This is a genomic window from Filimonas lacunae, assembly GCF_002355595.1.
GTDB classification, from domain to species: Bacteria; Bacteroidota; Bacteroidia; order Chitinophagales; family Chitinophagaceae; genus Filimonas; species Filimonas lacunae.
Genome location: NZ_AP017422.1, coordinates 7614532 through 7627620, shown reverse-complemented (window position 1 = coordinate 7627620; position 13089 = coordinate 7614532). Strand labels below are relative to the sequence as shown.

Genomic DNA, 13089 nt, shown 5'->3' with positions numbered 1-13089 from the left:
AATGGGCATTGTAACATGCCCATTCTGTCGATATTATTGTTTCTGTAAACCTGTTTTCGTAATCACGCACGACTCCTGGTAAGACTCATAGTCGGTATTAATTTCCCAAAGATTGTGATGCGCTTTATTCAGGATATTCTCTGCTGCCAGCCTTCCCATTAAAATGCTATGGTCCTGGTTATTATATTTAAAAGCACCATAGCGACCAATTACCTGCAAATTCTGTATGGAGGAAAGATATTGTTCAATGGGCTGCAGGTGATGTTTATAATTGGCACTATATACCGGGTAGCACCTTGGTATCCTGTATACCAATCCATCAGTGATAGCCGCATCTTTAATTAATCCGGTACGCTTCAACTCTTCTTTGGCTAAATTAATGAGTTTATCATTATCCCATTTCCAGAACTCATCGCTATCATAACACCAGTATTCCAACGCACAGATGGTGCTATTCTCCTCTCCGTACAATCCAGGCACCCAGTTTCTGAAATTGGTAAGCCGTCCCATGCGTAAATCATTGCTATGTACATAAATCCAGTTATCCGGAAATAAGTCCTTCGCCTGCACATTCAGGAAAACGATCACCGTATTTCTGTAAGTAAGGCTGGACGCATGTTGCTGAATAGATTCTGGAACATCTGGCAGTCGTTGCGTAAGTAATGACAGCGGCATGGAAGAGATAATCTGATCGTATTCTTTGATGGTTCCATCTTCCAGCTCCAGTGCATAAGCAGTATTATCACGGGTAAGCACCCTTTTTACAGGCGTATTCAGGTACACATGGCCACCTTGTTTTTGTATAAAATCAGCCATCCGCTCGTAAATGATACCCGATCCATCAGTAGGATATGCAAACTGATCTACCAATGTTTTATGCTTGTTGCCTTTTCCCCCGGTAAAACCGTTGATAATAGCCTCCCATAAAGAAAGCTTTTTAATACGCTGTGCGGCAAAATCGGCGTTCAGCTCACGGGTAGAAATGCCCCAGAGTTTTTCGGTGTAAGTTTTAAAGAAAATTTCAAACAGTCTTTTTCCAAAGCGGCTTGTAACCCAGCCTTCAAAAGAGGATTCATCTGTTCCCTTACGCATTTTTTGTACACCATAGCTGGTTAAGCTACGGCCTGCTTCTATCAGACCCAGATTTTTCAGGGCATTAAAAGGCTTCAGCGGATAATGGAAAAAGCGTTTCTTATAATAAATACGGGTTAACCTGTTGACCATTTCATAATCGGTTCCCGCCAGTTCCAGCCATAGTTCATTCACCCTCACATCGTTACTAAAAAAACGATGAGGCCCCAGATCTACCTTTTGATTCCACAAGCTAATAGTTTTAGCCAGCCCTCCTACTGCATCTGAAGATTCGTAAATATCAACTTCCTTTAATTGTTTTGATAACTGGTACGCAGCAGTGATTCCTGCCGGTCCAGCCCCTATAACAGCTACTTTCAAGGTATGAGGGTTTTAAATTATTCGCATGAAAATATAGTTTTATGCGGAAAAAAAAGGGAATAAATACATTCATTTGATGCAGCATTTACGAAAGGACTGTTGTCTACTTTTTAATTACCGTTTTTTCGGCCAAAACTCACTGGCTTCATTAATAAGCAGCCCCGCCCAACCAGGCGGGGTTTTATTTTTCCCGATTTAATAATTTATTTACTGATCGCGTAAGCATCCTTTTTAAAGAGCTTAGTATGTTTGCACTGCTTATTTATGAAGACCAGCGGACAACAGGCCCAATGTGTACTGCCTGTTTTCCGCCTGGCACAAGTTTCTCCCCTAAAAACGATATGCAATTGATTATAAAAGCCTTTTTTTGCATATCAATCAAAATCTACTATGTTTTTTAACCTGGTTGTTACCTTATTATTAGTTGCCTTAAACGGCTTTTTTGTGGCCGCAGAATTTGCTATTGTTAAAGTAAGAGCTTCACAGCTGGAAATAAGAGTTAAAACCGGCAATAAAACCGCAGCCCTCGCCAAACACATTGTTTTACATTTAGATGGCTACCTGGCAGCCACCCAATTAGGAATTACCCTGGCAAGTCTGGGGCTTGGCTGGATAGGCGAACCCGTGGTATCTGAAATGATCATCAGCCTGGTGTCTATTTTCAACAAAACACCTAATCTGGAACTGATTCATCACATTTCCCTTCCGGTAGCTTTTGCAATCATCACCGTTTTGCATATCGTGTTTGGAGAACTGGCACCTAAGTCACTGGCTATACAACGTTCAGAAAAAACAACTTTACTGATAGCCTACCCGTTACAGTTTTTCTATACTATTTTCCGTCCGTTCATCTGGTTATTAAACAGTATTGCCACTGTTATTTTAAAAGCCATAGGCATTACCAATACTCACGGATCGGAAATACACAGCAGTGAAGAGCTGCGCTATATTGTGGAACAAGGACGTGAAAGCGGTACTATTGAGGAAGCCGATTTTGATATCATTATCAATGCCTTTGATTTTTCAGGCCGCATGGTAAAGCAGGTGCAGATACCACGCATACAAGTTACCGCTGTAGACCTGAATACCTTTAATGAAGAAGTACTGGAAAAACTGATTGAAGATGGTTATTCCCGGATGCCTGTGTACGACAAATCGTTCAATGACGTAAAGGGTATTATTTATATGAAGGACATTCTGCTGAAACTGCGCAGGAAAGAACCTTTGGATTTAAGAACCATTACCCGCCCGGCATTATTTATTCCTGAAAACATGCACATTGGTAAGCTGCTAAAGGAATTTCAGGTGAAACACCACCAAATGGCTATTGTAGTAAATGAGTATGGCGATGTAACCGGTATTGTAACAATGGAAGATCTGCTGGAAGAGCTGGTAGGCGAAATACAGGATGAGTACGATAACGAAACACCGGTAGTACAACAAACAGGCGATAAATTATATAAAGTACTGGCATCCGCTTCTCTGGACGATATCAACGAATTATTACCACGCCCCATTGAAAAAGAAGGCCAGATAGTAACCCTGGGCGGAATTGTTATTTTTCATTTGCGCAGAATTCCCCGTTTAAATGATACAGTGGTAATTGACAATTATGAGGTAACAGTGGTGCAGATGAAAATGAACAGCATTGTAAGCCTGTTGGTGAAAGATCTGAACTAAGGCTCCATTCTATTCTTACTCCTTAACTTTTTATGTTCGAATAACTACCGGCAATTAGAGTATGTAAAAACACCTTAAATTGCCGGCAAATAGGCATTGCTGCTATTTATGAACGATTTCTAAAAACTATACAGTATGAAGAAGGCGCTAATTTGTGGGATCTCTGGCCAGGACGGTGGATACATAGCTAAATTTCTACTGCAAAAAGGATTTGAAGTGTACGGAGGCTCCCGTGATGCCCAGATGGCTTCTTTTAAAAATCTTGATATTCTGGGTATTAAAAACCAGATTCAGCTCATCTCTATTAATATTAATGATTTCAGAAGCACGCTACAAACTATTATAAAGGTTAAACCCGATGAAATATACAATCTGGCAGGTCAAAGCTCTGTTGGCTTGTCTTTTGAACAACCAGTGGAAACCCTGGAAAGTATCACCATAGGTACTTTAAATATCCTGGAAGCCATCCGCTTTTCTAATTTACCCATCAAATTTTATAACGCAGGCTCCAGTGAATGCTTTGGAGATACCGGTGAAGAAGCGGCTACTGAAAAAACGCCGTTTATGCCCCGTAGCCCTTATGCAGTAGCTAAATCTACAGCTTTCTGGCTGGTGAACAACTACCGGGAATCTTATCAGCTCTTTGCCTGTACGGGCATTTTGTTTAACCACGACTCCCCTTTACGGCCTGAACGGTTTGTTACGAAGAAAATTATTGCCGCTGCCTGTCGTATATATAAAGGCTCAACAGAGAAGCTACAACTGGGTAATGTGGAAATAGCCCGTGATTGGGGCTGGGCGCCTGAATACGTAGAAGCGATGTCACTGATGTTACAACAACCACAGCCCGATGACTATATTATCGCAACAGGCAAAACACACAAGCTGGTTGATTTTATAGATTACACTTTCAAATACCTGGGAATGAACTGGGCCGAGCATGTGACAGTAGACAACTCGCTGTTGCGACCAGCAGACTTGAAAACAGGAAGGGCTAACCCGCAAAAAGCTTATGATAAGTTAGGTTGGAAAGCAGCATTTTCTATGGAAAATGTTATAGAAAATATGATCGCCTTTGAACTGGAGCGTTTGTAAGTGGCCTCGCCAGGAATCGAACCTGGATCTGGAGCTTCGGAAACTCTTATACTATCCATTGTACTACAAGGCCAAAAGTAATTACCACAGATTTTGTGATAGCGGGCACAAAAGTAGGGTTTCTTTCATTAAAGATGATAAAAATATAAAGGTGGGTAATTACCCACCTTTATATTTTTATCATTTAGCTACAATGATATAACCAGAGAATCAGCATAACAGGAAGATTATTCCACGATAATCCCTTTACGAATATCAACCCATTCTATCACACGAGGCAATGCTATATGAAACCAGGCTGTATACTTGTGTGGCTGTAATTGTAAAGACTCCAGAATGCTTTCTATGCTTTTAAAACAATAATCTTTTACTTCAGCAGCATCAGGCAGAATCAAGCCATTATACTCCCCAATAAACACATGGTCTAATTCATGTTCAATAAGATTATTATCTAACTCTGCCCTATAAATAAAATCGAAAGCTTTTTCTAATTCAGTAGTAAAGCCCATTTCTTCCTGTAAGCGCTTTTGCGCAGCCTGCATAATATTCTCGCCAGGCTTGGGATGACTACAACATGCATTGGTCCACAATCCTCCGCTATGATATTTTTGAACAGCACGTTGCTGCAAAAGCATATCACCCTTACTATTAAAAATAAATACGCTAAATGCCCTGTGTAAAGCAGCTTCTCTATGAGCTGTCATTTTCTCCATTGTACCAACCTCACGGTCAAATTCATCTACTAAAGTAACCTCTTCCATGTATTGCATAATTTATTTCAGGAAACCCCATGAGTAATCATAACCTATTGATGATAGGAAAAGATAAAGGTTTATATTATTGTACTACGTAAAATCTTACCAGTTTGTGTAAGAGATCAATGAATTTGTAGAAAAAAACGGACAATTTCCTTTTTATTCGAATCAATAACGTTGCAAGTGAGTTTTAAGCATTTTTCGTGCAAAGTGAATTCTGCTTTTAATAGTACCTAATGGCTCCCCTAAAATTTCAGAAATTTCAAAGTATTTAAACCCATCATAATAAAGCAGGAATGGATTCCGGAATATCTCTGGTAAATCTCTTAACGCTTTATGAATTTCGCGCATATTAATCGCGCCGATGGCTCCATTGGTGGTGACACATTGATTGGTATTTAACAGAAAATCGTTGGGAGTACTATCAAACAGTACATTCTGTTTACTTCTGCGTCTGTAATTGTTGATAAAAACATTACGCATGATAGTATACAACCACGCTTTAATGTTAGTTCCCACATTGTATTTTTCCTTGTTGGCAAGGGCACGGAACAGAGTTTCCTGATACAAATCTTTAGCGGATTCTGTATCACGAGTAAGCGTAACGGCAAATGGCTTTAAAAAATCCACATTGCTCATTAGCATTTGGTTGAATTCTAAAGTAGACATAAGGCAATGGTGCTTGTAAGGTATTATACCTAAATCTACTCAAAAAGACGGCCAAATACAAATTTTACCGTTAAATTCTTTAACAAATTATCCTGACATGTGTATCACCATAAATCAGGGGGTATTACCTTGCAGTCCAACTGGTTTGCCCATGCTGGGTAAAGGAAAACTTCTTAACCTCACCCCCCATTGCTTTTAACACTTCTGTGACTGCGTATCTAGTATTACCCGGACAATAAAAAAACATAAATCCGCCACCGCCTGCCCCTGATATTTTTCCTCCGGTAGCACCTGCATTCTTGGCTTTATTGTATACCTCTTCAATAAGAGAATTGGAGATATTATGGGCCATTTTTGTTTTTTCCTGGAAACCATAGTCCAAAATTGCACCAATTTCGTGCAACTGGCCCCGCAACAACGCTTCTTTCATGAGGCGAGCCTGTTCCTTCAGGTTATGCATAGCAACCAGCGAATCCTGCCTGTTATTATTCACATTCGCTTGTTGTTCTTTAATGATATTGGCAGATTCTCTGCTGGTAGCAGTAAAATATAAAACCAGATTATTCTCCAGCTCGTGCAGATATTCCTGTCGGATGCGCAATGGGTTTACAATTACTTTATCATCTGCGTAAAACTCCATAAAGTTAAACCCGCCAAAAGTAGCAGCATATTGATCCTGTTTCCCTCCTGCCAGTTGCAGATCCTTTCTTTCTATTTCAAATGCGTAATGCGCAATATCATATTCACCCAGTGGCAGTTTTAAAGCCTCGGCAAATGCCCCTATGATAGAAACGACCAATGTAGATGATGTGCCCAGCCCTGAACCTGCTGGCGCATCCACATAGGTAGATAATTTAAAACCAGGAGCTTTGGGCATACCATAGTCTTTGGCTATACGATTAATAATTCCTTTAGCCAACTGTAATTTGCCTTCGATAGGCAAAGGCAATGTTGCATCAAACACTTCCATCTCCCCTCTATCCAATGCTTCCAGTACTATTTTGGGTTCATCCAATAGTTCGATAGAGGAATGGGCATGTAAAGAAATGGTGGCATTTAAGATAGCACCACCATATAAATCGCTGTAGGGACTTACATCTGTTCCACCGCCTGCCAGTCCTAACCTAAGGGGGGCTTTACTCCTATATAACATACTATTTTACCAATCCTTTCAAATACCTGCCATATCCGCTTTTGGCATATTCTTCAGCCAGCACCAATAATTGATTTTCATCTATAAAGCCCATACGATAAGCCACTTCTTCAATACAGCCTACTTTGGTGGCCTGCCTTTTTTCTATTACGCGCACAAACTCACAAGCATCACTTAACGATTCAAAGGTACCTGTATCTAACCAGGCAACCCCCCTGTTCATTACGCCCACATGCAGGTCGCCTTTTTCCAGGTAAACTCTATTCACGTCCGTGATTTCATATTCTCCACGCGGAGAAGGTGCTATGTTTTTAGCTATTTCAATCACCTGGTTATCATAAAAATATAACCCGGGCACAGCGTAGCTGGATTTTGGAACAGCTGGCTTTTCTTCTATAGACAGCGCTTTGAAATCTTCATCAAATTCTACTACTCCATACCTCTCCGGATCATGCACCTCGTAGGCAAAAATAGCAGCACCATCCACATTGTTGAATGACTGAACTAACTGACTAAAACCAGCACCCCAGAAAATATTATCTCCCAATATAAGGGCAACTTTATCATCCCCCACAAACTTTTCTCCTATAACAAATGCCTGAGCCAATCCATTAGGAGTTGCCTGCACTGCATAAGAGAAAGAACATCCCAGCTTTTTGCCATCTCCCAAAAGACGCTTAAACTGAGTACTATCTTCAGGAGTAGTAATTACCAGAATATCCTTAATACCCGCCAGCATCAGAACTGACAACGGGTAGTAAATCATTGGTTTATCATAAATAGGCATTAACTGTTTGCTAATGCCTTTTGTAATAGGATATAAACGGGTGCCAGACCCACCAGCAAGAATAATTCCTTTCATACAAGGTTGTTAGTATGCTAAGATAGGGATTGAACGGGAATTACTTCTTACTGGTTTTGTCAATTGTTATCTAATTGGTTCCTGAAGAAGCTAATTCCTGCAAATGAGCATCAATCCAGTTTATTCTGCTGGTTAACCAGCTTTTCAAATAGGCGACTTCACCATCATACGACCCCGTTACTACTGCATTGGGCATTACATATATGTTTAAGATATCCCAGGTTTTAAAATTAGCACCCTGCGAATACTTCAGGTAAGCAGCTGTTGCGTCAATTTTGTCCTGCAACTTATTAAGCCTGGTGCGCACACTTTGCCAACGTGTAATTGCCTGCTGAGCAAATACCTTATCTTCAAACAAACGTGACATCCATTTGGCATTCTTCACCCACCAGCCCTCAGGGTTATCATTTCCGTTATAGTCGATGTTTCCAGCTGCAATATCAAAGTCCCATACCGGGCCCATTTTCAATAAACTATCCCGATCTTTATACATTAAAACACTTTGATGAAACAACGCATCATTATTCTTAAATAATTCATTCACCCAAAACCAGTTAATAAAGGTGGTGGGATTGATATAAGCAGCATATCCTTTAGTGGGATCGGTAAAGCTGCTTCCATAAATAGCATCTTCGGTAGCCTGTATATAGTTTTGGATATAAGTGTTCTGAGCAATTACTCCCTCATCAGGATCTTTAATAGTAAAGGGAACACCTTGCGCACTATAGAACCAATTAGGCTCATCCAGGCGAGCATCTACTTCCAACCTGTATCCCCCCGATATTTTAGACGCACTTATATCATCTTCATCCAGCTCTTTAATATTTACCCTGTTCGTGGCAACTTTAATATGTTCCCCTAACTGATAATTTCCTACATAGGTTCCATTCAGAAATACTTCTACAAATTGATAACGAGGAGTATATTCTAATTCCAGAATTTTGCTCGTTTCAAATGCCAGATAGTTACGCATCAATGATTTATCAGAATAATTAGCCAGCAATGCCCATTCTTTATCAGCAGGCATCCCTAATATTTCCGCTTTACTGTTCAATTTTATTTTATATGGCTTCTTAGGCATATCCCAGGTAGTGTTGCCCCTGCCCCTGATTTGCATATCCCCCTCATAGCTATTAAATAGCAGTCCGTTACCATTAATAGAAATGTGCCCGTTTACATAATCTTCTTTTGAGGTGATGGCCGCAGCGTCAACCGTGGTAAGATAAACTATAGGTAAACCCGTAAATTGAGAGAGAGAAACTGTATACTTTTTTTCGTCGCCATTGTCTGCCTTTACAGTGTATGTAACCGGCGCAGTAAAATCATTCAATGTGGTATCTGAGTGTTGAACAACACTACCGGCAAGTACTTCCTTTCCATTGATTTCAAAAGTGGCTATTAAAGAATCCATCTTACCGTTTAATGCAGGAAACACACCTGTAACTGTACTATCGCCCACAATACATATTATATCTTCTGTTAAACGGCCGGGGTTATTTACTGCCTTAAATTTTAGAGAAACGAGTGCTTTGTCTGAAGATTCCGGCACAACAACGGCTTCTACATGGTCTTTTTTACAGGCTGTATTCAATAATACTACAGCTAAAGCAAAGACTGCAAGCTTTTTTAAACGGGAGAACATAGGATTTAAGTGGTTTGGGTTTGGGGCGCGAAATTAAAAAAAACTTAATAAAGCCTGATTAAAAGAGAATTTATGTCCTGTGAAATAGCAAAAACTTAACAATTTATTAAACTCAGTGTTATAACACTTTAGACATTATCATTTTGTTAATTTAGAAACATGACACGCATATTTGCAATATCTCTACTGCTTGCCATTCTGGTGATGACGCTTAGTCTCACCAAATGGGATACAAATGAGATTGGCGTAGACTATACTCTGGCTTATATTCGCAATAATTGCGTAGGTTTTGCCTCGGCCACCAGTCAGCTAAATAGTGAAATTGAAAAGTTGGCTTCAGGCAATTCAGCTTCCCTGGCAAAAGCGAAAGAAAAACTGTTTACCTGCAGGGCTAACTACAAAAAACTGGAATTTTTTTTAGAATACTTCCTGCCATATCCAACCAATATTTATAACCGACCGGTAACATTTGAAATAGAGGATCCATTACCAGAATATCAAAGCCCTATAGGCTTACAAGTGATAGAGCAGCTACTCTATGGCAACCAAGAGGAGATAGACCTGAAAAGCTTAAAGGAACAAGCAGCTGCAGTTGCTGATGCTGCCCAGGATCTTCGCAAATCACTTTATGGCTTATCTATATCAGACTCCAGGATTCTGGAAAGCATTCGCCTGGAAATGATCAGAATTGCCACACTAGGAATTACAGGTTACGACACACCTGCTTCCGGAAATTGTATCACAGAAACAAATGCAGCTCTGGGGGCTGTGCAAACAGTATTACAACCTTATCTGCAAATAAAAAATGTACCTGTTGCTGATACGGTGGATAAATACCTGAACCAATGCCTGCATGCCACTATGCAGACTGATTTTAATTCTTTCGACAGGCTAGCATTTCTACATGATGCCATGCTCCCTCTTCAAAACAGCCTGGGGCAACTGATTAAAGATTTAAAACTTGAAATCTGTTCTCAGCCTTATATCAATTATAACGCTCCGCATATTTTTAGTCGGGACTTTCTTACAGTAGATGCACCTAATGAAAATGCATTAACAGATAGAAAGCTAATAGCCATTGGCAAAAAGCTTTTTTTTGACCCCATTCTATCCGCCAACCATCAAAAAAGCTGTGCGTCATGTCATCAACCTGGCAAATTCTTTACAGACAAGCTTGCCAAAGGGCTTTCTATTGATAACCATACCTTCCTGAAACGGAATACTCCCGGATTGCTATACGCTGCATTTCAACGGAAACAGTTCTGGGATGGCAGAGTTAGCAGTCTTGAAGATCAGGTAACAGATGTAATAACCAATTCAAAAGAAATGAACGGAGATACAACTGTGATCCTGCAGCAGCTCAACCAGCATCCGGAATACAGCAAACTTCTCCAGCCATATGTTCAGGCTACATCAGATAACACTATCAATATGGCGATTGTTACTAAGGCAATAGCTGCTTATGAACGCAGCCTGGCTCCTATGAATTCGCTGTTTGATAAGTATATGAATGGACAAATCTCTAAACTTACACCACTACAAAAAGAAGGCTTTAATTTATTCATGGGCAAAGCCCAATGCGCTACCTGTCATTTCCCCCCCTTGTTTAACAGCTTGTTACCACCTGCATTTGACATTTCAGAATTTGAAGTGATTGGCACTCCTCTGAATAAGCATTTAACAAAAGCTATTACGGATACAGATAGCGGCTACTATCATACGGTACCATTATCCTTTACAATACAATCTTTTAAAGTACCTACAGTAAGGAATATCGCGCGCACTGCCCCTTACATGCACAACGGTGCCTTTTCTAATCTACAGCAGATACTGGATTTTTATAACAAAGGAGGTGGAGTAGGCATTGGCATAGCAGTTCCACATCAAACCCTTTCTGAACAACCGCTTCAACTAACAGGCAGAGAATTGAAAGCCATTAAAAGCTTTTTACATACACTCACCGACCAACTATCCGACACGCAAAATAATACCTTACAACCATGAGAATAATTTTTGTATTGCTCGTTTTATGTACACAATTGTCCTATCCCTATGCACAGGAATTAATAAGAGGTCCTTATTTGCAAATAGCTACTTCCAGCAGCATTGTTATCAGATGGCGAACAGACCTTCCAGCGACCGGCCTGGTTACGTTTGGAACAGATAGCTTACAAAGCAATACCATCATAGAAGACTCATTCCCAACTAATGAACATGTAGTTCAATTAATCAATCTGCTACCTCATACAAAATACTATTATAAAATAGGCATCAGTAAAAGCCACCTGCTCTCAGACACCTACAACTTTTTTTATACCATGCCTGTACCAGGCACTTCAGAACTATACCGCATTGGCGTATTTGGAGATTGTGGCAATAACTCAACCAACCAACGAAATGTAAGAGACCAACTGGAAAAATATCTTGATACCAATCATCTTGATTCCTGGATTCTTTTGGGAGATAACGCTTATTGGAGTGGGACTGAAGACCAGTACCAATCTGGTTTTTTTAATCTTTATAAAAACAACCTGCTAAAAAACGCTCCCTTATGGCCCAGCCCTGGCAACCATGATTATGCCAATAGTACCAGTTTGCAAATCAGCCATGCAATGCCCTATTACAACATTTTCAGTTTTCCGGTCAATGGCGAAGCTGGTGGAATAGCCTCACATAATGCTTCTTATTACTCTTTTGACTTGGGGAATATTCACTTCCTATCCTTAGACTCGTATGGAATGGAAACAGAAAAGAGATATAAACTTTATGATACATTAAGCCCGCAGGTTCAATGGATAAAAAAAGACCTGGATTCCAATAAAAACAAAGATTGGATTATAGCCTACTGGCATCACCCACCTTATACTATGGGCTCACACAACTCAGATGTAGAAACTGACCTGGTAAGAATAAGACAAAACTTCATCCGTATATTAGAAAGATATGGGGTAGATCTTATTTTATGCGGGCACAGCCATGTTTATGAAAGATCTTCGCTTATGAAGGGATTTTACGATAATGCAGCCTTGTTTAATCAGGACAAGCATACACTGAGTAGTTCGTCGGGCCTTTATGATGGAAGTGATAACTCTTGTCCTTATATTAAAGATTATGATGGCACTGTGTATGTAGTAACAGGTTCTTCAGGACAGCTGGGTGGTCAAGCCCCGGGATTTCCAATGAAAATGATGCAATATTCTAACTCACAAAATGGCGGCAGTATGCTATTAGAAGTGCAGCAGAACAGATTGAATGCAAAGTGGATTTGTGCTGATGGAACAATCCGTGACCAGTTTGTAATGATGAAAAGTGTAAATCAGTTTCATCAATATACCGTTGCTGAGGGAAGTAATCTTATGCTACAAGCTTCTTATTTAGGCAGCTACAACTGGAGTACAGGCAATACAAACAAATCAGCCTTATCAATAACCCCATCCATAGGCTTACATAACTATACTGTTCGCGACAATTACAATTGCCTGGCAGATACCTTTTCAGTACAAGTCATTGCCGCTGACTGGAAGAAAGAAGTTACTATAGTACCTAACCCTTCTCCAAGTGGCACGGTAAAAATAAAAATTCAAAATGACTACCCAATAGCCGCCTCATTGATACTCACCGATATGTCAGGCAGAATCATTTATCAAACCCATTTATCCCTAACAAAAAGCCCCCAGGCATTTTTACCTGGAGGCTTACCAAAAGGAATATATAACTTAACTGTAATTATTAACAGTAAAATAAGTACGCAAAAAATGCTAATACTGGAATAACCATTTAG

General features: G+C 40.0%; 10 protein-coding genes and 1 tRNA gene. 4 read left to right on the top strand and 7 right to left on the bottom strand.

Annotated elements, in window-relative coordinates:
* Nucleotides 1-33: 33 nt before the first annotated feature.
* Nucleotides 34-1452 (bottom strand): FAD-dependent oxidoreductase, encoded by a 1419-nt coding sequence (locus FLA_RS30265; protein ID WP_076379721.1) that lies wholly within the window; start codon nt 1450-1452, stop codon nt 34-36.
* Between the two features lie 390 nt (nt 1453-1842).
* Between FLA_RS30265 and FLA_RS30260 the strand changes: the two genes are divergently transcribed.
* Both FLA_RS30260 and FLA_RS30255 read left to right on the top strand, forming a co-directional pair.
* Entirely contained in the window at nt 1843-3132 is a 1290-nt protein-coding gene (locus FLA_RS30260; protein WP_076379722.1) for a hemolysin family protein, read from the top strand.
* Nucleotides 3133-3267: 135 nt separating this feature from the next.
* On the top strand, nt 3268-4227 hold the full coding sequence (locus tag FLA_RS30255) for a GDP-mannose 4,6-dehydratase (protein ID WP_076379723.1): 960 nt from the start codon (nt 3268-3270) through the stop codon (nt 4225-4227).
* A gap of 1 nt (nt 4228) precedes the next feature.
* On the opposite strand, the gene FLA_RS30250 is transcribed toward FLA_RS30255, so the two are convergent.
* The 6 genes from FLA_RS30250 to FLA_RS30225 form a co-directional block, all read right to left on the bottom strand.
* A tRNA-Arg gene (locus tag FLA_RS30250) sits at nt 4229-4300 on the bottom strand.
* 154 nt (nt 4301-4454) lie between these two features.
* On the bottom strand, nt 4455-4988 hold the full coding sequence (gene idi, locus FLA_RS30245; protein ID WP_231940364.1) for an isopentenyl-diphosphate Delta-isomerase: 534 nt from the start codon (nt 4986-4988) through the stop codon (nt 4455-4457).
* 162 nt (nt 4989-5150) lie between these two features.
* Complete coding sequence (locus FLA_RS30240) at nt 5151-5651, bottom strand: RNA polymerase sigma factor (protein WP_076379725.1); 501 nt, start codon at nt 5649-5651, stop codon at nt 5151-5153.
* A 124-nt stretch (nt 5652-5775) separates the two neighbouring features.
* Nucleotides 5776-6804, bottom strand: a complete 1029-nt coding sequence (locus tag FLA_RS30235; RefSeq protein WP_076379726.1) for a GHMP family kinase ATP-binding protein — start codon at nt 6802-6804, stop codon at nt 5776-5778.
* Nucleotide 6805: 1 nt separating this feature from the next.
* On the bottom strand, nt 6806-7666 hold the full coding sequence (rfbA, locus tag FLA_RS30230) for a glucose-1-phosphate thymidylyltransferase RfbA (protein WP_076379727.1): 861 nt from the start codon (nt 7664-7666) through the stop codon (nt 6806-6808).
* Nucleotides 7667-7736: 70 nt separating this feature from the next.
* A complete protein-coding gene (locus tag FLA_RS30225; RefSeq protein WP_076379728.1) occupies nt 7737-9308 on the bottom strand; it encodes a CotH kinase family protein in 1572 nt (523 codons plus the stop codon).
* Between the two features lie 159 nt (nt 9309-9467).
* Between FLA_RS30225 and FLA_RS30220 the strand changes: the two genes are divergently transcribed.
* Together FLA_RS30220 and FLA_RS30215 are read left to right on the top strand one after the other, a co-directional pair.
* Nucleotides 9468-11312 carry a cytochrome-c peroxidase gene (locus tag FLA_RS30220; protein WP_084206272.1) on the top strand — a complete coding sequence of 615 codons (1845 nt, stop codon included), beginning with the start codon at nt 9468-9470 and terminating at the stop codon, nt 11310-11312.
* Nucleotides 11309-13081, top strand: a complete 1773-nt coding sequence (locus tag FLA_RS30215) for a metallophosphoesterase (RefSeq protein ID WP_076379729.1) — start codon at nt 11309-11311, stop codon at nt 13079-13081. Before FLA_RS30220 ends, FLA_RS30215 begins: the two co-directional genes overlap by 4 nt.
* Nucleotides 13082-13089 lie beyond the last annotated feature (8 nt).

Coding starts and splice junctions, on each gene's coding strand:
- FLA_RS30260 (WP_076379722.1), top strand. CDS start 1,843: ATGTTTTTTAACCTGGTTGTTACCTTATTATTAGTTGCCTTAAACGGC.
- rfbA (WP_076379727.1), bottom strand. CDS start 7,666: ATGAAAGGAATTATTCTTGCTGGTGGGTCTGGCACCCGTTTATATCCT.
- idi (WP_231940364.1), bottom strand. CDS start 4,988: ATGGAAGAGGTTACTTTAGTAGATGAATTTGACCGTGAGGTTGGTACA.
- FLA_RS30220 (WP_084206272.1), top strand. CDS start 9,468: ATGACACGCATATTTGCAATATCTCTACTGCTTGCCATTCTGGTGATG.
- FLA_RS30225 (WP_076379728.1), bottom strand. CDS start 9,308: ATGTTCTCCCGTTTAAAAAAGCTTGCAGTCTTTGCTTTAGCTGTAGTA.
- FLA_RS30240 (WP_076379725.1), bottom strand. CDS start 5,651: ATGTCTACTTTAGAATTCAACCAAATGCTAATGAGCAATGTGGATTTT.
- FLA_RS30235 (WP_076379726.1), bottom strand. CDS start 6,804: ATGTTATATAGGAGTAAAGCCCCCCTTAGGTTAGGACTGGCAGGCGGT.
- FLA_RS30255 (WP_076379723.1), top strand. CDS start 3,268: ATGAAGAAGGCGCTAATTTGTGGGATCTCTGGCCAGGACGGTGGATAC.
- FLA_RS30215 (WP_076379729.1), top strand. CDS start 11,309: ATGAGAATAATTTTTGTATTGCTCGTTTTATGTACACAATTGTCCTAT.